This window comes from Enterovibrio gelatinilyticus (assembly GCF_028683095.1).
Classification (GTDB): domain Bacteria; phylum Pseudomonadota; class Gammaproteobacteria; order Enterobacterales; family Vibrionaceae; genus Enterovibrio; species Enterovibrio gelatinilyticus.
This window is the reverse complement of the sequence record NZ_JAJUBC010000007.1, coordinates 69,949-95,177: the sequence shown is the minus strand read 5'-3', so window position 1 is coordinate 95,177 and position 25,229 is coordinate 69,949. Positions and strand designations below refer to the sequence as shown.

The window sequence follows — 25,229 nt, the reverse complement described above, 5'->3', positions numbered from 1 at the left end:
ATCAGGCTTTAACGATCTTAACTGCGCACTTTTTGTAGTCGGTTTCTTTTGATAATGGGTCAGTCGCATCGAGCGTTAGCTTGTTCACGAGTTGTCCAGCATCAAAGAACGGCATAAACACCAAACCTTCTGGTACGCGGTTACGACCACGAGTTTCTACATGCGTTGTCACTTCACCACGGCGTGATACCACTTTCACCGCATCACCTCTGCGAAGGCCACGTTTCTTCGCATCCAATGGGTGCATAAACACCACCGCATCAGGGAAAGCTTTGTATAACTCAGGAACACGACGAGTCATTGTGCCTGTGTGCCAATGCTCAAGAACACGCCCAGTTGATAGCCAAAGATCAAAGTCTGCATCCGGCTCTTCCGCTGCGGGCTCGTAAGGCAGTGCAAATATCACCGCTTTCTTGTCAGGCTTACCGTAGAACGAGAACCCTTCACCCGCTTTCACATACGGGTCGTGCCCTTCGGCATAGCGCCACAATGTTTCTTTGCCATCTACAACAGGCCAACGAAGGCCACGTTCTTTGTGGTAAGTTTCGAAAGGTGCAAGGTCATGCGCTTTACCGCGACCAAATGCTGCATATTCTTCGAACAGACCTTTTTGGATGTAGAAACCCGCGGCCTCTGCATCGTCATTCAAGCGGCCTTCAGGGATTTCATCCAAGCCGAATTCATTAACTTGTCCATTGGCGAACAAAATGTCGAACAAGGTCTTATCTTGGAAATCAGGTTGTTTCGCCAACAAGTCTGCTGGCCATACATCTGCAACCTTGATGCGTCGAGAAAGCTCAACCAATTGCCATAGATCAGACTTCGCTTCACCTGGCGCTTTCACTTGTTGATACCAAAACTGAGTACGACGCTCTGCGTTACCGTAAGCCCCTTCTTTCTCAACCCACATTGCGGTCGGCAGAATCAAATCTGATGCCATCGCCGTGACAGTTGGGTAAGGGTCTGACGTAATGATGAAGTTTCGAGGGTCTCGGTAACCCGGTAAACGTTCTTCGTTAATGTTCGGGCCAGCTTGCATGTTGTTGTTACACATCACCCAATACACATTGAGTTTGCCGTCTTTCAACATACGATCTTGTAGTACCGCGTGATAACCCGGCTTCGGTGGAATGGTGCCTTCAGGCAGTTTCCATTTCGTTTCTGCAAACTCTCGGTGTTTAGGGTTCATCACCACCATGTCTGCTGGCAAACGGTGTGCAAATGTGCCCACTTCACGCGCTGTACCGCAGGCTGAAGGTTGGCCTGTTAACGAGAACGGACCACAGCCCGGCTTTGAAATCTTGCCCGTGAGCAAGTGAATGTTGTAGCAAAGGTTGTTAGCCCAAACACCACGAGTGTGCTGGTTAAAGCCCATTGTCCAGTAGGAAACCACATTCACTTTTGGATCGGCGTACAACTCGGCAAGCGCTACAAGCTGGTCTTCTGGAACACCAGAGAGCTTGGAGACGGATTCCACATCATAATCCGCTACGAACTTCGCAAATGCATCGAAGTCGATAGGATCCGACGCACCACTTCCCGCATTCTTGGCATTTTGCTCAAGAGGGTTTGTCGGGCGCAAACCATAACCAATGTCAGTGGCACCTTGGCGGAAGTTAACGTGTTTCGCGATAAAGTCTTTGTCGACTTTGTCGTTTTGAATGATGTAGTTCGCGATGTAGTTCAGAATCGCCAAATCGGTTTGCGGCGTGAAAATAATGCCGTTGTCAGCAAGTTCAAAACTGCGATGTTCATAAGTAGAAAGCACAGCGACTTTAACATGCTCAGCAGACAATCGGCGGTCAGCCAAGCGCGACCACAAGATTGGGTGCATTTCTGCCATGTTTGAGCCCCAAAGCACGAACGCGTCAGCTTGCTCAAGGTCATCGTAACAGCCCATTGGCTCATCCATACCAAAGGTACGCATGAAGCCAACGACCGCAGATGCCATACAGTGACGCGCATTCGGGTCGATGTTATTGGTCAGAAAACCCGCTTTCATTAATTTGGCAGCGGCGTAGCCCTCCCACACTGTCCATTGGCCTGAACCAAACATACCTACTGTCGTGGGGCCATTTTCTTGAATAGCCGTCGTGAATTTTTCCGCCATCAAATCGAGCGCTTCATCCCAGCTTACTGGCGTAAATTCACCTTCTTTGTCATAAACGCCGTCTTTCTTACGCAGCAAAGGCTGAGTCAGACGATCTTTGCCATACATGATTTTTGGAAGAAAGTAGCCTTTAACGCAGCTCAAACCGCGGTTAACCGGTGCTTCAGGGTCACCCTGAGACGCTACAATGCGTCCATTTTGCGTACCCAGTAAAATGCCACACCCTGTACCACAAAAACGACACGGTGCTTTGTCCCACGTGACTTCAGCATCCTTACCTGCAGCGTGTGCAACTGCCGCTGGAAGCGTGATACCAGCAGCACTAGCAGCTGCAGCTGCCGCATTCGCTTTCAGAAACTTTCTGCGTGTCAGTTTCATTCTTCGACTCCTTCAACACTATGTTCAGGTGATTCATTTTCAACCTGATGAAAAACCAAGGTTGCCGCGAGCACTCCCGGCAACCCCTTAATCTGTTCAAAAATATCTAGCAGCGCCCCGCGACTTTCGCCTTCTACCACCACGACCAACTTTCCCGTCTCATTGGTGGCAGGCACTTCGGTACCAGGCAAAGCTTCAATGCTGGTTTTCACTGTTGCAGTCTGATCTGCCGCTGCGTGAACAACGAGGCTAGTAACGTGATATTCATTCATGCTTGTTGTTGCTCCATGGTGATTGCATTGGTTGGGCAAGGCGCAATACACGCACCACATCCCGTGCAATCTTTAACGTTAATTTCTGGTTGGGCGACGCTTCCTAATCGGTGCTGAAAGCGAATGGCGCGTTCGTCACAGGCATCGTGGCAGCTGCGACATTCAATGTTCTTTTGCGCTAAACAGTTTTCATCAATAGAAACATACTGCTGCCATGGGGGTTCAGTGTTGGGATGAAACAAACCCTCGGGGCATGAGTCAGCACAAGCAAAGCAAAATGTGCACTCTCCGTGATTAAAGTCGATCGTTGGGAACCCGCCATCTCCTGAAACAATAATTTGTTCTTCACAAGCGCGCTCACACTCACCACATCGCGTACAATGGTCAGTAAACGCTCCTATGTCTTTGATCCAAGGGAGCGATTGTTGTTGAGCCATTTTTGCGCTTCGGAGAAAAAAGCGTCGTCGTTGATCGACCATCCAAGTGTTCCGCAAATGTTACATGCAGTGACTATAGCCACAATCTGATGCTTTCACGGTAAAGAATTAAGTGAAGGGGTCACATACCTCTAAGGGGGTAGATCGGGGGTAGGATTGCGCTAGATCAATTATTTCATGGTGCACACGTCACATTATTAAGCTCGGGTAGGAAAATAGACTTATCATGACGAACAGCAATAAAGAGATTGAAGTGAAACAGTCAGTTACCACCACAGTAGCACGTGCTCTGTTGGTCATATTGCTGTTAGCCGTCCTCATTACTGGTTTTTCTATCATTACGCTAGCGTCTAGCCTCAATGATGCCTCAGCCATTAACACGGCAGGCTCCTTGCGAATGCAAAGCTATCGCGTTGCCTATGACATTGTGGTGGATTCACCTTTACTGCCAGAGCATGTTCAATCCTTCGAGTATTCCTTACTCTCTCCAGAACTTTTACTATTGGACAACCCGGCGGTTCCCACAAGCATTCGACAGCAATACGATGAGTTGATTACACGCTGGATGCAACTGAGACCCGAGCTGTTAGGATCAGACCGTGCGTTCTATCTTGAACAGGTAGGTCTATTTGTTAACAACATAGACAGATTCGTATTTGAACTTCAGAAGCACTCAGAGGACAAGCTTCAAGCTTTGGCAATTTCGGGTAGCATTGGTTTAGGGTTAATACTCGCCACCGTCTTGTTTTTAATTCAATACACGCAACGCCGTATCGTTCAACCCCTAAATACACTTGTTAGAGCTAGCCAACAAATACAACGCAGAGATTTCGACGTTGTCTTACCTCCCACTCGAAGCAACGAACTTGGTGTGTTATCAAACAGCTTCTCGTCAATGGCAAGTGAGCTCAAAAATTTGTATGCCGATCTCGAATCAAAAATTGAATCGAAAACGCAAAAATTAACCAAAGCTAATCTTTCTTTGAATGTTCTTTATAAGTGCTCGACACTACTTTCATCTAGCCAGCTAACTCGCACTATCTTCGAAAACATTTTGGAGACTTCCTTGAACGCAGGCGGAATGACAGCACTAAAACTGGATGTTCACCATCCAAATGAATCCCATTGGGGCGTTTCAGTGGGCGATGCCAAAGAGACTGCATGGCACACATTGCCTCTGCTGCATGACAACGAAGTTCTCGGTTCACTGGATTGGCAAGGTGATAACACCTTAGTAGATAGCGCATTGCTGGAGAGCATCGCAGCAATATTGGCTCGCGGTGTGCGATATAAACATGCGCAGAAGCAAGCAATGCATTTAGCTGTCATGGAAGAACGTGCGACCTTGGCTCGTGAACTACACGACTCCATTGCTCAATCGCTCTCTTATCTGAAAATTCAAACCAGCATACTCAAACGACATCTAAAAAATGCTAACGCACCAGATTGCGAACCTATCGCTGATGACATCAGTGAACAATTGCGAGTGACTTATGACCAACTGAGGGAGTTGCTCACGGCATTTAGGTTATCGTTATCAAACAGTGACTTTCGCCTTGCGCTGGAAGAAATGATATCAACTCTGCAAGGTCAGACAACAGCGAGTATCAACGTCTCGTCTTCTATTGACACCGTTTCCATGACGGTTGAGTATCAGATGCATGTGTTACAGATCATTCGTGAAGCCTGTGTCAATGCGATTAAGCACGCCAATGCCACCACTATCACCGTACAATGTCGACAAATGGGTCAGCGAGTTTATGTCGAGATATCAGATAATGGCATTGGTTTTGATCTTCAAGAAGAAAAGCCAAATCATTATGGCCTACAAATCATGCAAGAACGCTCAAAAATGTTATGTGGTGATATAGAATTCCTTTCTGCGCCTGCACAAGGATGCCGTGTATTACTTAGTTTTAACCAGATCTAGGGGATAAAGATGTCTGAGTGGAACGTGCTGCTCGTGGATGACCACCCGCTAATGCGCAAGGGCATATCACAGCTACTCAAGTTTGAGCCTGAATTTTCCAACATTACAGAGGCAAGTAATGGCGCGGATGCCATTGCAGAAGTGTCTCGGTGTGAACCTGATTTAATTGTCCTAGATCTCAACATGAAAGGGTTATCAGGCTTGGACACATTGAAAGCCCTGAGATCGGAAGGATGCACAGCAACGATCATCATTCTCACCGTATCAGACAACCCCAATGATATTCACGCCATCGTAGAAGCAGGCGGTGACGGGTATTTGCTCAAAGACAGTGAACCTGAAGAGTTGATTGATAAGCTAAAAGCGGCAATGACGGGACAAAAAGCATTTAGTGAACAAGTCACAGCATTACTCTCAAGCAGTAAAGAACATGTGTCACCTTTTCAGCAACTGACAGAACGTGAACTAGAAATATTGCAACAAGTGGCAAAAGGGTTTCGAAACAAGCAAATTGGTGAAAACCTCTATATTTCGGAATCAACAGTGAAGGTTCACCTGAAAAATTTGCTTAAAAAGCTAGGTGTCGATTCTAGGGTCGCCGCCACCGTTTTGTATTTAGAGAATGAAGCGCAAAGTTGACCATTTTGGGTCAGCCGCGCTCATCTATGAGTGTTTAGTACTTTCATTGCGTATTTCACACAAAAGGGAGAAGCACATGTGCTTCTCCCTTTTTCATCGTAAAACGATTCGCGACTATAACTATAGCGACTAAACGTTGTTAAAAAATATCTACGCCATTTATTGTCACGTCTTCCGCGTCTGTCCAAATGGTGATCGTACGGTCAAGGGTATCGTGTTCAATCACAAACGCATTTAATTCGCCAACTTCAGCCGCTGACAAACCCAATGTACTGATCATATCAGCACTGATTGGCGCATTGACGGTACCTGTCGCATTGTAGCTCCAAGGGACACCAGAAAGGTTTAAGGTGTCGTTGCCACCACCAAGGTGTGCGATAAATCCGTCCCAATCATCAGGTGTACCTAAATCTTCACCAAATGGGATATCAGACTCAGCCCAAATTGCATTGGGATTAATGGTGACGGTTTGGTCTCCCTCATCCCCAATCACAGCTTCAATTTGTGCCATCACGTTACCCGTGATTGATGAATCCGTTTGGTATGCAACGCCAGTGAAGTCTACGTGAGTGTCACCAGTGACCAACATTTGATCAAAACCTTGGTCTCCCAGATACATTTGCTTGTTGACCATTTCTCCACTGCTGTTTTCTACCGATAGGCCAACGAAGTCATCTTCACCGAAGATAAATACATCATCACCTTTGCTTCCACGATATTCATCAACACCAGTACCACCGTCGATTCTCACGTCACTGCCTGGACCACCATTTAAGAAGTCATCACCAGCATCGCCGTAAAGTTCATCTTTACCTGGGCCACCAAAAATAGTGTCATTACCGTCACCACCATGAACAACGTCATCACCCTTTTGGCCGTAAAGAATATCGTCACCTACGCCGCCAAAAATAGTGTCATTGTCATCGCCACCAAAGATGGTGTCGTTACCTTCTTCACCATAGATGGTGTCAGCATCACTTTCTTCAACAACTTGTGTTGCGTTCACTTTCATGACGACATCGTTGTAGTCTTTGTCGCCAAGACACCACAAATCTTCCCAGCAAGAATTTTCACCCGAGTTAATTTCATGATCCAAACGGTCGCCATTTTTACCCGTTTCGGATACATAGCCCGCAGATGTGAGGCTGCCCTGGCTAAAGACTGGGCTACCGCTAGCAAAGCTCAATGTAACCTCGCCTTCGTTAAAGCCTGCGGTGTCGCCATCTGGAATAATGAATAGACCAATGCGCGCTGCGCCATCAACATCAATGACAGCTTGTGCCGCTGAGTCCAACTTAGCGTTATCAGCCATCACATAGGCAGCTAGGACGTTGCCACTGGCATCCAACACGTAGTAACCCACGCTGTTGCTGTATGCTGCACTCGAAGTAATACTTGATAGGTCTAGCGTGACAGCGTCACCATTACTCACATCCCAGTAACCATCAGCACCACGATCTAGCTCGATGGTCTGACTCGCGATTTTACCACCATAAATCGTGTCATCGCCGGTGCCGCCATGAATTTCATCATCGCCCCACTGACCATGGATGGTGTCGTTACCCGCACCACCATCAATGTAGTCTTCGTCATTATTGACCTGCGTAGTCTCTTCAGAGATCTCTGAATAATCAAGACCATTGATGTTGGCATAAGAATTCGGCACAAGAGACAATTGCGTTGATTCCGTAATTTCAGGACCACTCAATTGCAACAACAGGTTGCCGTTCTCACTGAGGTTATTGTAATGATGTCCGTTACCATCAAGGTCAACATCAATAATGGCAAACTCATAAATATTGCCGTCGGTATCGCAATACTTCAGGGTGTAATCAAGATTAACAGGATACTCAACACCATCGATCGTCACAGTCTGCGTGCTATCGTCAGAATACTCGTTGCAATAGTTGTCGCCATTCAATGTGCCGTCATCATCTTGGAACGTCACCTTGGTAGAACTACCATCGAACGACAAGTTAGGAGGGAAGCAGAAAGTGTGGAACTCACCACCTGAAGGCATGGTGAAGTCATTCCCCATCTGAAATACGTTAACACAAGGGTCATCATTGAAATTCGGGGATGCCGTATTACCGTAGATCACGTCATCACCGTCACCACCGTGAAGTGAATCTTGACCATTGTTACCTTCGATATAGTCATCACCACCTTGACCATACACGGTATCATCACCGTCGCCGCCATAGATCTCATCATCACCACCCTCGCTCGGATCAACGGTCTCTGGTGATGTGAAAGACGAATAATCTAGGCTACTGATGTTGTGATAAGAGTTGGGAACGAGTGAAAGCTGAGTGCTACTTGTGATCTCTGGGCCATCCAATTGGATTAAGATCTTGCCGTTTTCACCAACATTGTTGTAGTGGTTACCCGTGTTGTCTTCATCGATATCGACCACGGCAAACGTGTAAATATTGCCTGAAGAGTCAGTGTATTTAAGGCCATAGTCCACGTTAACACCGACTTCCTGACCACCAATTTCCACAGTTTGGGTTTGGTCATCAGAATACTCATTACAATTGTCATCGCCATTAAGTTGGCCATCATTATCGTTAAAGGTAACGTTGGTGGTAGAACCTTCGAAGTTTAGCGTAGGGGGGAAACAGAACGTATGAAACTCGCCACTCGAAGCCGTAAAGTCTTCACCTAAAACGAACACAGCCCCTGTTGAACCGTTTCCGTTAGAAGAACCTACATCACCATATATGACATCGTCGCCACCTCTACCTTCGATATAATCATCTCCCAAGGTGCCGTTGAGTGTGTCAGCGTTGCCAGTACCTATGATATTTGCCATTGTTTTGTCCTCTATGTGCTCACCAAAGCTAGAGGCAGCTCAGCCATCTCTTTTACTGTTGAGAGCAATAGAGATCCGAAACTTTCCGTCCCTGCCTCACAACAGGTTTGGCTTTTTTCTCCGAAATTGTTGTAGTAATAACTGCTCGTTAAGTGGCGCATACAGCATCTACGATGGCAATAGAACCTCGGGATAACGCCGCCTTAATACTCTCCCAGATTCCTAGATTGGTTGCACAGGAGCAATACCGCATACGGTATTTAATGGGAATATCAGGCCACGTTTTGGGCAGAATCTAACTAGGACTTAAAAAAAGATGGGATAGTATGAGAAACAGACGAGTTGAGATGCAGTACTGATGACTGATTTGAGCATGAATGGGGCCTATTTTTGTGGCCTTTTCTTCTTTTACCGTACAGCATGTTTTTGAGAGGGCTATGTCAGATAGCCCTCTCCATGCCTAGTAGTTTATGCAATAACCGCCGGTTTTTCTGTCAGCGTTTCGTCAATTTGCTGTGAACCTTCTGCACCATGCATCCAGCTTACAAGCTTATTGGAGCAAAGGATTAACATCAAACCAGCAACCGCTGATGTGATCGCAATGCCACTGAAAATGGCCAATGGACCAGCGTCACCAACGTGACTGCCAACAAAGCCCGCTACATAGTTAGCCACGGCATTTGCACAGAACCAAGTCCCCATCATCACCGACATCAAACGCAGTGGCGCAAGTTTAGTAATGAGAGACAAACCAATCGGTGACAAACAAAGCTCACCCAACGTATGGAAGAAGTATGCACCAACCAGCCACCACATGGACGCCTTGACGGACATATCACCACCTTGTTGAAGTGCCGCACCCACCATGCAGACAAAGCCTAGTGATAAAAAGCCCATAGCCATAGCAAACTTAATCGGAGACCCTGGTTCACTTGCGCCTAGTCGACGCCAGAAAACGGCCAGCAAAGGCGCCATAATAATAATGAACATTGGGTTCAAAGACTGGAACCAAGCCGCAGGTACTTCAAAGCTACCTAGCATGCGGTTCGTGTAGTCCTGAGAATATATATTCATCAGGCCGCCCGCTTGCTCAAATCCCGCCCAGAAAATGATCACAAACAAGCTCATCACAACAATGACTTTAAGACGATCACGCTCAATCTTGGTTAAAGGTTGCTTTTCGGTCGATCCCGATTGGCGGCGTTGTTTAACCGCCGCTGGCTCAACACCAATAGCGCCTAGAAGGCGATTTGCAAACAGCAATTGCACGACCAGCGACAGCAGCATACCGATACCGGCACACAGGAAACCTGCTTTCCAGCCATAATGGATAGATGCCGTGCCTGCAATAATACCCGCCAACAATGAACCTAAGTTGATACCCATGTAGAAGATAGTGAATGCACCGTCTCGTCGGTTGTCACCTTCCCCGTACAATTGACCCACCATGGTAGAAATGTTCGGTTTGAACAAGCCGTTACCCACGATCAAGAAACCCAAACCAACATAAAATGCTTGCAACTCAAATGGATCAATAACGCTATTCGGCAATGCCAGTGTGAACTGACCGATAGCCATCAATGCACCACCGATGATGATTGATCGACGTTGACCAAGAAAATTATCAGCAAGCCACCCACCCAAAACAGGTGTCAGGTAAACCAAGCCTGTATAGATGCCGTAAAGGTTCAGTGCGTCTTGCGTTGTCCAACCCAAACCGCCATTGATTGTTTTATCAGTGAGGTAAAGCACCAAGATGGCGCGCATTGCGTAGAAAGAGAAACGTTCCCATAATTCTGTGCCGCACAGAAGGAACAAGCCGCGAGGATGACCCAGCCAATCTGACTGTCTGTTTGAATTCATTGAGTGTTTACCGCCTATCTGATTATCTCAGCGGGAGTGAATATGGATCTCCTTTTCCTCTCAGACTCCGCTACAGGGCGTACAGACTGCACCAATTTGACATGTGTCGCAATAATTCATGAAAAATATTTCACGCTACAGTGTGTGGACATTAACGGACAGTTGAATCTAAACGTAAAAAAACAGGACATCCAATAAGATGTCCCGCCTTAAAATTCAAAAAGTTACATTATAGCTAAGCCGTAACAGGTAAGTCGGGAACCACTGTTCTATTGCGGCACAAGAGAAGGCCTAGTCCTGATAACACTGCCATTGTGAGTAGTATTGCACCAAGTGAAAACTGGTCGTTGACGTTCATCTTCGCTGCCAACAACGTAAAGAACCCTGCTGCCATGTTTTGCACACCACCTAACACTGCACCAGCAGTTCCGGCATGTCTAGGAAACGGAGACAATGCCCCCGTGGTTGCGGCAGGAAACAAAAGTCCCGCTCCCATGAAATAGACAGACGCACCACCAATCAGGCTTTCAACAGTCACTGAGCCGTCATAACCCGGCACAAAAACAACCAATGCGCCGATCATCAAAATCACTGATCCTACAATCAACACCGCTCCGGCTGACAAGCGACGTTCAATCACGGTAGATAACCAGGAGCCGAGCATAAATCCAGGTAATGGTAAGACAAACAACAAACTCACCGTTGTTGCACTAAGCCCTAGCGTACTTCCAAGCAGTACACCTGCCGCAGCTTCGAACACAGCAATACCCGAAAATACCGCAATCAAACAAATCAGGTACCCCTGAAACTTTCGATTGCTCATCACGTAGTGGTAGCTCTTCAGCACAGAATCGTTACGACGGGCTTCAGGAGGTAATGTTTCTTGAAAACTCACAGACATGATGAGGAACACGACTGCCGCTAACACAAAAAGAAACACATAGCTGGCCTGCCACTGGAAGTACACGCTCAAATAGCCTCCCAACACGGGGGCGATTAATGGCGAAAATATGAGACCAACGCTGACCAAGCTGTTTGCGCGGTGAAGACGACTACCTTCGAAACAATCTCGAGTGAGAGTTCGTGCCATCGCGCCACCACTGCCAATACCTGCACCTTGAATCACACTGCCCACGAGGAACCAGTGAAAACTCGGTGCCGCTAGCGTAACAACCGTACCCACCAGATAAATGGCCAACCCCATTAGAATAATCGGCTTACGTCCGAAGCGATCAGATAGAGGGCCATAAACAAACTGTGAAAGACCATAAGGGATCAGATAACACGCCATCACGGCCTGAAGCATAGCCGGAGACACTTGAAAATCTTCAGCCATCAATGCCATTGACGGAATGTACATAGTTTGTGTCATTTGACCGACGGCAGCCAAAATGATCACCATCAGTAGAATTTTTGATATAGGTGTTGTCGCAGACATTACCCACTTCCCCTAGCAAGCTAAATAAACAAGTTTCTTTAATGCGAACCAGAGAACTAAAAGATGATATTTCGGAAGAAATTCAGAGGATCTAGGCGCTGTCGCTATTTTTTTGCAGATAGTAGTCGCGACAGACACATGAAACAATATAAATAACGTGTTTCACACACGATAAGAAATTATCTTAAGGATTAGTTTTTCTAATGTTAGTTTCTTTTTTAACCAGCCTTCTGTTTTGCCCTGCTTAGAAATTAAATATAAAAAAGCAGCGCGATGCGCTGCTCTTCTTTGCCAGACTGGTCTCGACAACCAGGCTATATCTACATATCAATCAATCGATAATTTATGCTGTCCATGTGACACTTTGGCTTTCAAGTACTTCTTATTGCCGTCTTTAAGATGCGCTTGTGTACCAATCACTGCTTCTAACGAGATCCCGTAATCTTGTATCTCTTTAATTTTTTTAGGGTTGTTAGTAATCAAACGAATGGTCATGACATCCAACGCTTTCAGCATGTCTGCCGCATCTTCAAAGTTACGTAAATCATCAGCAAAACCCAGATGATTATTGGCTTCATAAGTATTCATACCTTGGCTTTGCAGCTCATAAGCATCCAACTTATTATAAAGACCAATACCGCGACCTTCTTGGCGAAGATAAAGCAGTACACCGCCTTGTTCGCCCATTTTTTGGATTGTCTCTTCAAGTTGTTCGCCGCAATCGCAGCGCGAAGAATGAAACACATCACCCGTGAGACATTCTGAGTGCATGCGTACAAGCGGCGCACCTTGCTGCTGATCGACACTATTGAAGATAATCGCGACGTGCTCTTGATTTGAGTTCAAACCATCAAATGACAGGATTTCAGCGGGAATATTGCTCCCAACACCAACATTCAGTGGGACTCTTGCTCTAATTTTTGCCATCGACTGTAATTCTCTGTTTTTCCGACATTAGCGGAATATGTACTACCCTATACAATGACATCGATCTCCATGAATTGTTATAATGTAACATTGCTATCGATGAAACGGGCAATCGTAACAGATGTGCTACGAATCTGCCAATACCTCAGCGCAGACGCCTGATTACGACCGCCGGGTTTCCCGCCACTACAGCAAAAGGTTCAATATCACCATCAACAACAGAACCCGATTCAACCACCACGCCCTCTCCGATTGAAACACCCGCTTTGATCACACTATTGCCACCGATAACAACGTTGTTACCAATAATGATAGGTAACGAAATTTCGTGTTCCCCATTTTGGACGTCAAGAGGCAACAAACTTTGCGTAATCGAATAGATACCAACCCCTGGCCCTATCAACACGTTGTTGCCAATTTCAATGTGTCCGCTGTCGATAAGCGTGCAATTAGGACCAAAGGCGACATTACTCCCTACTCGGACGTTCATGCCGTATGTGCAAGTAAAAGGCGCTTCTACCGCAACGCCTTGGCCGCGTTGAGCAAACAGCTTAGTCACCACCATGTCTTGGGCTTTGTCGTCAGCAGGGTCAATCATATTGAGTTGCTGACAGAGCCGACGTGACGCGTAGCGAAATTGTGTTAGCTCTGCATCGGCGGGACTGTAGGGCTTGCCTTGCTGCATTTTTTCAAATTCGGTCAATCGTTCATCCTTGATATCGGCAGAGTCTTTTCACTCAGACCCCGAGTTAACAGATACTTCCGTTTAGGCAATACCGATCTGTGTATTCCTTTACTTTAGCCGTTCACAGACGAAACATCATTCAGTACAGCCGCATATTCATCAATAAAACGACGCCCTGCGACCAAACCATCTTGATAGTCATGCTCTAGTTGATAGGGCTTGCTTAACAATGGGCTACTCAAAAGTGGTTCGCTGGGAGAAATCTGAATTAACTCGGCCCGATGTGGCGGATGGGACATAAACTGAATAGCGTCCTGATAACTGTGAAAATGCTTAGTCATCATTTCTAAAACGTCACTGGATAGCTTTTGACCCGACATGGCGTGCAAACGATAGATTGTGTCTCCGCCGTAAAGCCATCGTCCCCCATTACGATGCGTCGTCTTGGGCATCATCTCTTTGATTTTTTCCCAAAGTGGCTCTGGGGTATTTTCTTTGTAACGCTGTTTAACTTCTTCTAACCGTTGAGAGAGTTGTTGATGGAACTCAGACAATCGCTCAAATCGATCATCCATGTTTAAACGCGCCAAGTATTCTGGTAAACGCGTTTCCACACGGCCTCGAATGTTCTCGATAATGGTTGAACTAATGTGTGATTTATCCTGAACAACGGGCTCCGTTCTGATCACGACAATCACATCGGCGCCACGGTTAAAAGCTTCTCTCGCTGGAATTGCGCTACTGACGCCACCATCTACATAATATTGATCGCCAAGTTTTACACTGTTTGGGTAAAGCATGGGGATTGCACACGTCGCGGTGAGTACGTCCATCCAATCGTTTTCAAACAAACGAAAATAGTCTGGCTCTAAAGTCTGAGTATTGGTGGCGCACGCGTAAGCATGTCGATTGACGAGTACATTCTTCGCTTTCTCGATATCTAATCCGAGAGAATGTGTTGGCCCCATAATCTCTAGCGCCCAATCGAGATCCATAAACTGTTGACGCCTGACGTATTTCAACAAGTTAAAGAAACGATCTTGCGTCGTATACTCTGTGATAAATCTACGCCCAAAGCCGCGCTGTCGAGTGAGATAGGATGAAATATTCAGTGCACCCGCAGAGGTACCGATATACATTTCAAATGGGTCAAAACCCGCATCAAGAAAGCTATCAAGCACACCTGAAGTATATATGCCACGCTGGCCTCCACCTTGGGCAACAAGCGCAACTCGGCGCTTTCTGCCAGAGGAATGCACTGCATGACAAAGGTTAGATTCTGAGGAAGAATGAAGAAATGACGGTAACGGGTTGTCTTTAGGGATCTGCACAATAACCTCTGAAAAGAAGTTTTATACCCACACGATAAGAAGTGATAAAAACGATGATAGCGCTAGTACGATGAAATCCCTCGGTTTAACTCAGATTAGAGATATACTTTCATTCTAACGCCCGTTGCGCTCGCTTAACACGACGGCACTCGCTTGTTTGGATATATTCAAGTAGTGCAATTATACCTAGCCCCAATGCCACAGGGCTAACTATTTCTGGGACGAGTGGCTAGGAAAAGACGATTGCTACTGTGGCAAACGTGATGATTCCGGCCAGTGCAGTGAATGCAGTCGCCAATGCAATTTTAAGGTTAATATCCATTCTGCTTCTCCTTGCCAACATGAATTCCGATAACACATGCTTTACACATTTTTAATGTATTCAGTTTAACAGCGCAACCCAGAATATTCACAACCCCATCTCAGATCGTCTTTCATTTGTGTCAATTGTTTCAATTTGTGACGCATTGCAAAGTACTGCCGTTAAAAGCCTGAGCAGCATATATCTCTAAAAGCAGCCACCGCAATCAGACCCGATGAAACATTTCGTGACACACAGTGTGATTGAATATTCATTCATTTAAGGAAGCATATATGTTGGGCAAAAATCGATTTTGACCCATGATAAAACACCAAAACCATTAACATCGTATTAACTGATAGTTTTCTTAAAGCATAGCGATGACACTGACCTTTAATTGCTTTTATATGAAGTGATTAAATCGATTACATCGCAATAAATTTAAAGTAACTCACCACTAATATTGCCAAAAAATGGCATTTAAACTTGTTATTTAACCAAACAGGAAACAAATACGAGCCAAACCTCAATTTTTGTTCAAAATTACGCCAATCAAACCAGTTCACCAAATCGCAACTTTCTACTAACAGTGGCTTTAACTGCAGTTTAATACACTGCCAATACATTAGTTACATTATCGATAAGACCAATCAACACATACTATTCCACACTATTGAGTGCATATCAGAACAAACATAACCGATCTGCTCTATTGATTTACCTATTACCAGTGCTTAATCTGCCAATAACCGAGCCAGCAGATGATTGTTTTGCATAGAGCCGCGGGATACAAACACAATATCGTTGAAACACCAGTGCTGAGACCTTGGGCTTACAACGAAGAGAAAACCCAAAGGTAACAGCACGTAAAACACCGCCTCCAAACGTTAAGGTCAACCTTAGCGCAACGAGGATAGATGGACGGGTGTTTTCAACAACAAGGAGATGTTATGAAAAGAGAACAATGGGGTTCACGCGCAGGTTTTATCCTTGCGGCTGTGGGCTCAGCAATCGGATTAGGGAACATTTGGCGCTTCCCATACATGGCTTATGAAAACGGCGGTGGCGCATTTTTTGTTCCTTACCTTTTTGCCATGCTGACCGCTGGTATTCCGTTTATGATCATGGAGTTTGGCCTTGGTCATAAGCTTCGTGGTTCATCTCCGGTGGTTTTTTCAAAGCTAAACACTAAGTTTGAATGGCTAGGTTGGTTCCAAGTAGGTATTGCAGCAACGATCGCGGTTTACTATGTCGCGGTAATAGGCTGGGCGATGTCCTATGTTGGCTTTGCAGTTGACCAAAGCTGGGGCACAGACACCAACGCCTTCTTCTTTAGCGAATACTTAAAACTAGGTGACAACTCTCCAAGTAACCTAGGCGACTGGCAGCTTCACATCGCACTTCCAATGGCACTCGCGTGGGCAATCACCTTCGCCGCTGTGTTTACCGGTGTTAAGGGCGGCATTGAGCGTGCAAGCAAGATCATGATGCCCTTGCTGTTTATCATGGTGCTACTACTTGTCGCTCGCGTTGCATTCCTGCCTGGTGCCGTTGACGGTCTGAACTACTTGTTTACGCCTGATTTCAGCAAGCTAACTGATGCCAAAGTATGGTCTGCGGCTTATGGCCAGATTTTCTTCACACTCTCTGTCGGCTTCGCAATCATGCTGGCCTACTCGAGCTACCTACCGAAAAAATCTGATGTCACCAACAACGCCTTCATGACGGTATTAATCAACTGTGGTTTCTCTATCCTTGCGGGTGTGTTGATCTTCTCTATCTTAGGTTACATGGCGCTAGAGCAAGGGAAAGCGGTCACTGAAGTGGTTAGTGGTGGTGTTGGCTTGGCGTTCGTAACGTTGCCACAAGCGATTAACCTCCTTCCTGTTCCATATATCCTAGGCCCTGTATTCTTCTTGGCGTTGGTAGTTGCAGGTCTGAGCTCGCACATCTCGATCATTGAAGCGGTAACTTCAGCCATCATCGACAAACTGAATGTTAGCCGCAAAGTTGCAGCAACGGCTGTATGTGGTATTGGTGCATTTGTTTCGATGGCATTCGCAACAAATGGCGGCCTATTACTACTGGACCTCGTTGATTACTTCATGAACAACGTTGCCTTGCTGGCAAGCTGCTTGATTGAGTTAGTCATTATCGGCTGGCTGATCAAAGTCTCTGACATTCGAGCATACGTGAATAAAGTCTCTGAATTCTCAGTGGGCGCTTGGTTAGAAGTGTGTGTTCGCTTTATTAGCCCGTTAATGCTGGCTTGGATTGTAGGCACAAACTTGGTGAACACTTTCAACGAAGGGTACGGCGGCTACGCTCAAAGCGATTTGTTGATGCTTGGATGGGGTTTGACTGCATTGTTAGCTGTCATCGGTATCATCATCAATGTTGTTTCATCACCAGCTAAGGACACTGCAGAAGCACAGGAGGCTAACGCATGACGACAAGTGCAATCATTATGATGCTAATTGGTTTTGGCATCACTTGGGGTGGTGCTGCTTATTGTATTCGAATAGCAATGAAAGCAGATAAATAACCCCCTCTTAGAATAAACAAAACCCGGCTGATGCCGGGTTTTTTATTTATCTCTACTTGGGTCACTTCTTGGGTTTCGATGGAGCATTTCGCGCTTGTCTGTTTAACACGCGCCAAGACCAACTTAGAAACTATTGATGATGATCTTATTCTCCTCAAGCATATTGCTAAGCACATCCTGACCAGTAGAGCTCACAGGCATGTCAAATGCGCCTGCCAAATCGGCCAAAGACATATTGCTAAAGGTGACTTGTTGATCGACCGCCTCACCCTCTGATGCTAATGACAATGTCGCTTCGTTCTCTTCATTATTTTCGAGAGAAACTAGGTAGCTGCCGAGATCTTCGCTTTCAACCGTATCTAGCAAGTCACTGAAGTCCAACAAATCGAGTGATGGTGAGTAGTCCATAATGACATCGACAGTGCCTTCGCCTGCATGCTCTTTCAAGAACACAAAGGTATCTGAACCCTCTCCGCCAAACATATCATCAGACCCCGCGCCGCCTGATACCAAATCATCGCCCAGACCAGCATCAATCAAGTCGTTGCCACCAAACCCATAGATTTCATTGTCGTCACTATGACCAACGAGAACATTGTCTCCAGCTGTTCCCTCAATGACGTTATCGCCCGTTAAGTCATGGAGGTTATCGTCCACCTCTTCACCGGCCAAGATATCGAAAGAAGCATCTGCGACATCACCTATGTCGTTTTCAAGCTTCAGGTCAAAATGCTCTAAGGCTTCGTCCACTGCTGCCCCAGTCGTGAGGTGGTAAGCGTATTCACCTTCACTATGACGTTCGTCATCTTGACCAAACACCGTCAGTTCACCGTGCTCAGTTTGAATCACCACCGTCGAATTAGAAATTTCATAAATGGTGTCATCAATCTCTATTGTCTTAATATGCCAATGACCAACGGTATTTTCTTCGCTAAGTAGGTTACCCGTGGCAAGAAAACCACCATCAAGTTGCGCCACAATACCTTGCTCTTCTACCGCCATGACATTGTCGACACTCAACATATCGTCGAAATCGTCGTCACTCACAAACTCAAGGTTGCTCTCGGTGATATCTCCCACATCAACGTTTTGTAAGCGAAGTGAGTTACCCCCGATTGACAACACGGCATCAGCACCGTCTTGCGTCAACCCTAACGCAGCCAGAGACAACATCCCGAGCGAACGAGGGATAACAATCTTGTCATCTCGCGTGCTGAAGTCGATGACGGTGTCATTACCTTTGCCGTCATAAACGACGGTGTTATTCCCGCTACCCAATTCAATGCTGTTCGTCCCTTCGCCACCATACGCAATATCACTGCCGCTGCTGCCGTAGAGTACATCGTCACCATTGCCACCGAGCATCAAATCGTCACCGCTGCCGCCATTGATATTGTCACGACCATTACCGCCCACCAGCGTGTCGTTATCGTTAGCACCGGACAATGTGTCATTTCCATCCCCGCCGAAGACGACGTCATCGCCATTGCTACCAGACAATGTGTCATTGCCTTTTCCGCCTTTAACGATGTCGTTTCCTTCACCGCCATAGGCAACATCGTTACCGTCACCACCGAGAATGTTATCGTTGCCTTCGGCACCATATAACGTATCAGCACCAACGCCACCTTTCAGGGTATCGTTGCCTTCTCCGCCTTGGAGTTCATCGTTTCCTTGGCCACCAAACAAGATGTCATTACCGTCATCACCATGCAGCACATCACGCCCTGCACCGCCATACAGTATGTCACTACCCTCACCGCCATCGAGATCATCAGCACCACGACCGCCAAACAGGGTGTCGTTACCCGCTTCGCCTTCTAAATCATCACTGCCCGCTGCGCCATACAGACTATCATTCCCTGTTCCGCCTCTGAGATGATCGTTGCCAAGTCCACCATATAAAGCGTCATCACCAGCATCTCCTTTGACATAATCATCGCCTTTGCCGCCGTATACGCTGTCGTCGTCCGAACCGCCGTACATTTTATCGGCACCATTGCCGCCATACAGCTGATCGTTTCCACTACCGCCATACACTTTATCAGCGCCTGAACCGCCATAAGCGACGTCTTCACCGTTACCGCCTTGCAGAATATCGCTACCGATACCGCCGTAAAGGGAGTCGTCATCTGAGCCGCCGTTGAGTTCGTCATTGCCGCGACCACCAGTGAGGGTGTCGTTACCCGTTTCACCGTTTAGAACGTCGCTACCTTTGCCGCCCGTTAATGCGTCGTCACCCTTACCACCGCTGATTTGGTCGTTACCTAAACCACCGAACAGAGAATCGTTTCCATCATCACCGGATAACGAGTCGTGACCTTTGCCACCATAAAGCGTATCGTCGTCATCGCCGCCATTGAGCGTGTCAGCACCAATTCCACCGTTTAGTACGTCGCTGCCTTCACCACCTTGCAATTGGTCATTGCCACGACCGCCAATAAGCTCGTCGTCACCAATACCGCCATCCAGCACATCAGCGCCTTTACCGCCGTTTAATACGTCGCTGCCTTCGCCGCCTTGCAGTTGGTCATTGCCACGACCGCCGATAAGTTCGTCGTCCCCAATACCACCATCAAGTACATCAGCGCCTTTGCCGCCGTTTAATACATCACTACCTTCGCCGCCCTGCAGTTGGTCGTTGCCAAAGCCGCCAAACAGTTCATCATCTCCATCGCCGCCTTCGAGCACGTCTGCGCCTTTGCCGCCATTTAAGACATCATTATCGTCTCCGCCATTGAGGGTATCCGCACCCAAACCACCGTTTAGGACGTCTCGACCTTCTCCACCTTGCAGTTCGTCATTGCCACGACCACCATTGAGTTGATCGTCGCCAACACCACCATCAAGGACATCAGCACCAAAGCCGCCGTTCAATACATCGTTGCCAGCGCCGCCTTGCAACTCATCATTGCCGCGTCCACCACCCAAGGTGTCATCGCCTAAGCCACCATCAAGATAATCAGCGCCTTTTCCACCGTTAAGTTGATCGTCGCCCGTCTCACCATAAATAGTGTCATTGCCTTTGCCGCCATGAATGACATCGGCATTGCCGGTAAATTCGTATTCAACACCATCGACACTTACCGTTTCGTAAACTTGTGTAATCGAAACGCTATCAATCAATGCGCCGAAACTGTCCGACTTCCCTTCGCCTTGCAAGGTAACCGTTATATCGTCAGTGCCTTCCGGAACCACGAACAAGGCATCAAAAGACAAGTAACTCTCGTTAGACTGGTTGTTGTCGAAATATTGGGTATAGATGACGTTATCATCTTGATCTGTGATGGTCACAGAGAAAGGGCTAGTTTCGGTATCACCGCCTTTGTAGCGGTTTGCGTAGTCGAAACTTAACTCAAGAGGCGTATCTTGATTTTCCGCCACTGGTGTTACGTTGATCGTTTGTTGAACCGTCGCATTTTGTGTGGAATCCAGTTCCATAACAGTGTTGCTGTTAGAGTTGGCTGGACCACCACCGAAGCCACCTTGCTGAAGTTCAACTTTGACATTGTCAGGTGTCGTCCATCCAGCCGCTTCGTCAAACAGTCCCCATCGAGCACGAGAGTCATCACCCCATGCTTCGAAATCACCGTTAAATGTCATATTTTCTCCGCGGGTAGCACTATCGCCTTTATCCCCGTAGAGAACATCATTCCCGTTGCCACCGTTTATGGTGTCGTTTCCTAAACCACCTTTGGCTTCGTCTGCACCATTGCCACCGAACAGTGAATCATCGCCAGCATCGCCTTTGAGGTAGTCGTTTCCTTTACCACCAATAACGGTATCGTTACCATCACCACCAAACAATTGGTCGGCACCTTTGCCACCATTTAACGTATCTTCACCTTCTGCGCCATATAGGCTGTCTTGGCCTTTGCCACCAATGAGGGAGTCATTACCTTCTCCGCCTTGCAGCAAATCATTACCTGAACCGCCGTTTAGCAAGTCGTCGCCATCACCGCCATAAAGACTGTCTGCACCGCTGCCGCCGTATAGCGAATCTTCGCCGGTGCCACCTTGCAGTTCATCATTTCCTCGACCGCCTCTCAGAACATCGTCGCCGCTGCCGCCATTGAGATCATCGTCTCCGCGTGCGCCGATTAAGGTGTCGTCACCTTCTTCGCCATAAATGGTGTCATCGCCTTGGCCACCATTTAGAGTGTCATTGTCTGTACTCACCACAGTTTGAACCGCAGAAACCGTCAACAGCACGTCGTCGTAATCACGATCGCCAAGTCCCCAAAGGTCTTCCCAACCGGAGGTTTCACCATCGAAGCGTTCGTGGTCTCCGCCATCACCATTTAGCCCTTCGTTCGATACAAAAACATTGGTGCTCACACCATCTTGAACGACTTGTGGAGGACTAGACACTAAATCGAGCTCAACGGGACCGTTGTCATAGCCTCGATTAAAACCATTGGGCACAAGGAACAGCCCAACGGAAGTGGCATTCAAGGCTGGCGTAATAGACACGGAGGCTTCGGACACCTCTTTTACGTTATCAGCGAGAATCTGGGCTTCAATAACCAAACCATTGTCATCGACCACGTAATAGCCCAAGCTACTTTTGAACCCCGCTGAACTAGCGATATTGCTGAGTTCGAGCTTTATGGGACCATCACCTTGAACATTAAACAAGCTACTGTCTGCTTCGTGAGTTAAAGCAATATCAGATGACGAAGGGCTATTGCCGCTTCCATTCCCCATGATGACGTCATCACCCTTACCGCCAGTGATAACATCATTACCTAGACCGCCATTTATTGTGTCATTGGACGCAGTACCCTGAATCACATCATCGGTCTGTGTTCCGTTTACAACTTCATCTGCCATTGAAACCACCTAAATCTCACCACAACACTTTCTCGCTGTGTAAAACCTAGTCGCATTGTACAAATGTTCCAAATATGCAATATGAGTCTTAATTTAGGGACTGGATAAGGAATGACGATCTAACAAAATAGCCACTTTAACCAATTGAAATATATTTACATTTCAAGATTTAAATCTGGCGTATCGATAGCTGGTCAGACAACATGTAAGATTTTAGACAGACAAATTCATATTCGGACCGTCAGTAAAATAGACAATATTCGGATTTATCCAGACACGTTGTCAGTGTCATTAACCGTTGAACCAGTCAATAGAGAGACGCTTCTCTTCTGTATCGGAAGAATTATGATAATGGAATTAGATTTCTCACCGTAATTGCACTTAATCAGCTCTTGATTAACGATACCCAAACTACTGACTAAACAATGCAGGGCTCAATGAGTGCAATCTATGCTCATCAGGGAATTTGATACCCTTTACCCCATCAAATTCGGCGTTTGACGCTAGCGCTAATCCTTATTCTCTAAGATAATATTGGGCTTATATAGAAGAATAAGAGGAATGACTTTCATGGTTAATCAGAAGCGGATTTTAGTGGTGGATGACGATTTAGAAATCCGCGAACTGCTTCAGGAGTATTTGTCCAAATCCGGTTATAACGTCACGACGGCGCAAAATGGACAAGAAATGAAAGCCAAGCTCGCTGTTCAATACCCCGATCTTATCCTTCTTGACGTCATGCTACCGGGAGATGACGGCTTTACGCTTTGCAAATATGTTCGTCAAGACTCGAGCGTACCTATCATCATGCTGACGGCAGTGTCTGATGAAACCGATCAAATTATCGGCTTAGAACTCGGTGCCGATGACTATATCGCTAAACCTTTTAGCCCAAGACAGCTAATAGCAAGGATCCGCGCCCTACTTCGTCGTACACAGCAGCTACAAGAAACGACTATGTCAAAACCCAAAGCGATTCGCTTTGCGCAATGGCGTCTCGACCCCGTCACTCAGCGACTAAATCACCAAGTCACTGGTCAAGATGTAGAAATGACCTCGGCTGATTTTGCCCTACTTATGCTGTTCATTGAAAACCCTAATGCCATGCTTGATCGCAATGCAATTTCCAATGCGACACGCGGGCGAGAGGCGCAACCACAAGAGCGTGGTATCGATGTGCAGGTGAGCCGACTTCGTCAGCGCCTCAAAGATAACGGACGCCAGTCCACCATTATCAAGACAGTGCGCGGAACAGGCTATATTTTCGTCGCAGATATTACCTATGAATCTTAAGCAATATTTCTGGCCGCGTTCGCTATTGTCGCGAACGCTAATTTTGACTGTTCTATCTGTGATCCTTGCGCAGAGTATTGCCAGTTTTTTTTGGTATACCCAATCAAAGCAGCGGGAAGTTGACGGATTGAAAGCCGCGTCAGAAAGCATGGCGCAAATGTTCGCTTCAACGACGACGTTCTTCCAATCTTTGCCTGTTGAATATCGTCATATCGCATTGGATCAATTGCGGAACATGGGTGGCGCTCGCTTTTTCGTTTCATTTAATACAGAAGAAATCGACATTGAGCCTGTCGAAGAAAGTCTGGCAAAAAGAGAAGCCGTAAAGACTATCCAAACCGTACTACAAAAAGAGCTACCCACAGTTGACGCTATTCACGTAGAGTTTTCTCGTCCTGAAACACTTCGCGTGTTAAATAACAGCTTACTGCTCTCTGATCTTCCAAAGTCTTGGGCGCATCATACGTTGAGCCTAGAACCGCTAAACCCTCCCATTTTGGTCGTACAAATCGAGTTGGATGAATCGCAGTGGGTTTACATTGCCGCTGTTTTACCTGCCCCATACATTACGTTAGAAAATGATTTGGTGAATGCCGATCAAATCGTATTCCTGTTTGCAATTACCACCCTATTGCTGGTGTTTACCTTCACTTTAATACGCAATCAGACCCGCCCGCTTAAACGCCTCGCGCAAGCGGCGAACAGACTCAGCACCGATATTGAGCAGCCAGAATTAGTCGAAGAAGGGGCAAGCGAAATCACCACAGTGACTCGTGCGTTCAACCTGATGCAAATGCGATTGCAACGCTACATGCATGATAGAGAAAAGCTGTTTGGCGCTATTTCTCATGATTTGAAGACACCGATCACTCGGCTACGACTCCGCGCAGAATTAATCGACGACGAAGTTCAAGCAGCCAAAATCAATAAGGATTTGGATGAGCTAGAAATCATGGTTAAAGGCGCATTACAGACGGTAAAAGATACCGATATTCACGAGAACGTCACCCAAATTGATGTATTGCAAATCATCACCAGTATCGCGGAAATCCACAATCAACAACGCCAACGCGTGATCATTCGCGGCGAGCAAAGTCGACCATTTAGTTGCAAACCACTCGCTTTTAAACGATGCCTGACTAACCTCATCGATAACGGCGTGAAATATGGCGACGAAGTCCTTGTCTATATTCATGACAGCGAAAAATCTCTCGATATTACGCTAATGGACAACGGTCCCGGTATCCCAACTGAATACTTAAAGAAAGTGTTCGATCCCTACTTCCGTCTTCATACTGATTTACATGGAACAGGATTAGGTTTGGGTATCGCCAAGAACATCATTCGCGCCCACGGTGGCGAATTGATTTTATCTAACAGAAACATTGGGGGGCTTCAAATTGACATTGCGTTCCCTAAAGTCGATCAATAA

General features: G+C 46.6%; 17 protein-coding genes and 1 riboswitch. Of the genes, 6 read left to right on the top strand and 11 right to left on the bottom strand.

From position 1 onward, the window contains the following. Position 1: 1 nt before the first annotated feature. From napA to napF, 3 genes are read right to left on the bottom strand one after another with little or no spacing between them, the layout of a single operon-like run. Positions 2 to 2,488 (bottom strand): nitrate reductase catalytic subunit NapA, encoded by a 2,487-nt coding sequence (gene napA, locus LRP50_RS08070; protein WP_274163952.1) that lies wholly within the window; start codon positions 2,486 to 2,488, stop codon positions 2 to 4. Beyond that, the gene (locus tag LRP50_RS08065; protein ID WP_274163951.1) at positions 2,485 to 2,760 is read right to left on the bottom strand and encodes a chaperone NapD; all 276 of its coding nucleotides are present in this window, start codon (positions 2,758 to 2,760) and stop codon (positions 2,485 to 2,487) included. Before LRP50_RS08065 ends, napA begins: the two co-directional genes overlap by 4 nt. Beyond that, the gene (napF, locus tag LRP50_RS08060) at positions 2,757 to 3,239 is read right to left on the bottom strand and encodes a ferredoxin-type protein NapF (RefSeq protein ID WP_274163950.1); all 483 of its coding nucleotides are present in this window, start codon (positions 3,237 to 3,239) and stop codon (positions 2,757 to 2,759) included. Before napF ends, LRP50_RS08065 begins: the two co-directional genes overlap by 4 nt. Before the next feature lie 184 nt (positions 3,240 to 3,423). On the opposite strand from napF, the gene narQ reads away from it, so the two are divergent. Together narQ and LRP50_RS08050 are read left to right on the top strand one after the other, a co-directional pair. Further along, entirely contained in the window at positions 3,424 to 5,127 is a 1,704-nt protein-coding gene (gene narQ, locus LRP50_RS08055; RefSeq protein ID WP_274163949.1) for a nitrate/nitrite two-component system sensor histidine kinase NarQ, read from the top strand. A 9-nt stretch (positions 5,128 to 5,136) separates the two neighbouring features. Continuing rightward, complete coding sequence (locus LRP50_RS08050) at positions 5,137 to 5,766, top strand: response regulator (RefSeq protein ID WP_274163948.1); 630 nt, start codon at positions 5,137 to 5,139, stop codon at positions 5,764 to 5,766. Between the two features lie 139 nt (positions 5,767 to 5,905). Here the strand turns inward: LRP50_RS08050 and LRP50_RS08045 are convergent, their stop codons facing one another. The 7 genes from LRP50_RS08045 to cydH all read right to left on the bottom strand — a co-directional run bounded on the left by LRP50_RS08045 (position 5,906) and on the right by cydH (position 15,147). After that, a complete protein-coding gene (locus LRP50_RS08045; RefSeq protein WP_274163947.1) occupies positions 5,906 to 8,581 on the bottom strand; it encodes a calcium-binding protein in 2,676 nt (891 codons plus the stop codon). Between the two features lie 30 nt (positions 8,582 to 8,611). Then, positions 8,612 to 8,703: riboswitch (cyclic di-GMP riboswitch) on the bottom strand. 346 nt (positions 8,704 to 9,049) lie between these two features. Beyond that, positions 9,050 to 10,444, bottom strand: coding sequence for a peptide MFS transporter (locus tag LRP50_RS08040; protein WP_274163946.1), 1,395 nt, complete (start codon positions 10,442 to 10,444; stop codon positions 9,050 to 9,052). Between the two features lie 235 nt (positions 10,445 to 10,679). After that, complete coding sequence (gene emrD / locus LRP50_RS08035; RefSeq protein ID WP_274163945.1) at positions 10,680 to 11,882, bottom strand: multidrug efflux MFS transporter EmrD; 1,203 nt, start codon at positions 11,880 to 11,882, stop codon at positions 10,680 to 10,682. Between the two features lie 327 nt (positions 11,883 to 12,209). Continuing rightward, positions 12,210 to 12,809, bottom strand: a complete 600-nt coding sequence (locus tag LRP50_RS08030; RefSeq protein WP_274163944.1) for a GTP cyclohydrolase II — start codon at positions 12,807 to 12,809, stop codon at positions 12,210 to 12,212. A 145-nt stretch (positions 12,810 to 12,954) separates the two neighbouring features. Then, entirely contained in the window at positions 12,955 to 13,512 is a 558-nt protein-coding gene (locus LRP50_RS08025; RefSeq protein WP_274163943.1) for a DapH/DapD/GlmU-related protein, read from the bottom strand. A 95-nt stretch (positions 13,513 to 13,607) separates the two neighbouring features. Beyond that, on the bottom strand, positions 13,608 to 14,825 hold the full coding sequence (locus tag LRP50_RS08020; protein WP_274163942.1) for a patatin-like phospholipase family protein: 1,218 nt from the start codon (positions 14,823 to 14,825) through the stop codon (positions 13,608 to 13,610). 229 nt (positions 14,826 to 15,054) lie between these two features. Continuing rightward, positions 15,055 to 15,147, bottom strand: coding sequence for a cytochrome bd-I oxidase subunit CydH (gene cydH, locus LRP50_RS08015; protein ID WP_274163941.1), 93 nt, complete (start codon positions 15,145 to 15,147; stop codon positions 15,055 to 15,057). Between the two features lie 929 nt (positions 15,148 to 16,076). On the opposite strand from cydH, the gene LRP50_RS08010 reads away from it, so the two are divergent. Both LRP50_RS08010 and LRP50_RS08005 read left to right on the top strand, forming a co-directional pair. Then, on the top strand, positions 16,077 to 17,576 hold the full coding sequence (locus tag LRP50_RS08010) for a sodium-dependent transporter (protein WP_274163940.1): 1,500 nt from the start codon (positions 16,077 to 16,079) through the stop codon (positions 17,574 to 17,576). Further along, positions 17,573 to 17,671 carry a MetS family NSS transporter small subunit gene (locus LRP50_RS08005; RefSeq protein ID WP_155859041.1) on the top strand — a complete coding sequence of 33 codons (99 nt, stop codon included), beginning with the start codon at positions 17,573 to 17,575 and terminating at the stop codon, positions 17,669 to 17,671. The genes LRP50_RS08010 and LRP50_RS08005 overlap by 4 nt, the downstream gene beginning before the upstream one ends. Positions 17,672 to 17,794: 123 nt before the next feature. Here the strand turns inward: LRP50_RS08005 and LRP50_RS08000 are convergent, their stop codons facing one another. After that, complete coding sequence (locus LRP50_RS08000; RefSeq protein WP_274163939.1) at positions 17,795 to 22,504, bottom strand: calcium-binding protein; 4,710 nt, start codon at positions 22,502 to 22,504, stop codon at positions 17,795 to 17,797. A gap of 570 nt (positions 22,505 to 23,074) precedes the next feature. On the opposite strand from LRP50_RS08000, the gene LRP50_RS07995 reads away from it, so the two are divergent. Next, the gene (locus LRP50_RS07995; RefSeq protein WP_274163938.1) at positions 23,075 to 23,797 is read left to right on the top strand and encodes a response regulator; all 723 of its coding nucleotides are present in this window, start codon (positions 23,075 to 23,077) and stop codon (positions 23,795 to 23,797) included. Beyond that, on the top strand, positions 23,787 to 25,229 hold the full coding sequence (locus LRP50_RS07990) for an ATP-binding protein (RefSeq protein WP_274163937.1): 1,443 nt from the start codon (positions 23,787 to 23,789) through the stop codon (positions 25,227 to 25,229). Before LRP50_RS07995 ends, LRP50_RS07990 begins: the two co-directional genes overlap by 11 nt.

Bases quoted from the DNA above. Each gene is read 5' to 3' on its own strand.
- LRP50_RS08040 (WP_274163946.1), bottom strand. From the start codon at position 10,444: ATGAATTCAAACAGACAGTCAGATTGGCTGGGTCATCCTCGCGGCTTG.
- napF (WP_274163950.1), bottom strand. From the start codon at position 3,239: ATGGTCGATCAACGACGACGCTTTTTTCTCCGAAGCGCAAAAATGGCT.
- LRP50_RS08030 (WP_274163944.1), bottom strand. From the start codon at position 12,809: ATGGCAAAAATTAGAGCAAGAGTCCCACTGAATGTTGGTGTTGGGAGC.
- napA (WP_274163952.1), bottom strand. From the start codon at position 2,488: ATGAAACTGACACGCAGAAAGTTTCTGAAAGCGAATGCGGCAGCTGCA.
- LRP50_RS08000 (WP_274163939.1), bottom strand. From the start codon at position 22,504: ATGGCAGATGAAGTTGTAAACGGAACACAGACCGATGATGTGATTCAG.
- cydH (WP_274163941.1), bottom strand. From the start codon at position 15,147: ATGGATATTAACCTTAAAATTGCATTGGCGACTGCATTCACTGCACTG.
- LRP50_RS08010 (WP_274163940.1), top strand. From the start codon at position 16,077: ATGAAAAGAGAACAATGGGGTTCACGCGCAGGTTTTATCCTTGCGGCT.
- LRP50_RS08005 (WP_155859041.1), top strand. From the start codon at position 17,573: ATGACGACAAGTGCAATCATTATGATGCTAATTGGTTTTGGCATCACT.
- LRP50_RS07995 (WP_274163938.1), top strand. From the start codon at position 23,075: ATGGTTAATCAGAAGCGGATTTTAGTGGTGGATGACGATTTAGAAATC.
- LRP50_RS07990 (WP_274163937.1), top strand. From the start codon at position 23,787: ATGAATCTTAAGCAATATTTCTGGCCGCGTTCGCTATTGTCGCGAACG.
- narQ (WP_274163949.1), top strand. From the start codon at position 3,424: ATGACGAACAGCAATAAAGAGATTGAAGTGAAACAGTCAGTTACCACC.
- LRP50_RS08050 (WP_274163948.1), top strand. From the start codon at position 5,137: ATGTCTGAGTGGAACGTGCTGCTCGTGGATGACCACCCGCTAATGCGC.
- LRP50_RS08045 (WP_274163947.1), bottom strand. From the start codon at position 8,581: ATGGCAAATATCATAGGTACTGGCAACGCTGACACACTCAACGGCACC.
- LRP50_RS08065 (WP_274163951.1), bottom strand. From the start codon at position 2,760: ATGAATGAATATCACGTTACTAGCCTCGTTGTTCACGCAGCGGCAGAT.
- emrD (WP_274163945.1), bottom strand. From the start codon at position 11,882: ATGTCTGCGACAACACCTATATCAAAAATTCTACTGATGGTGATCATT.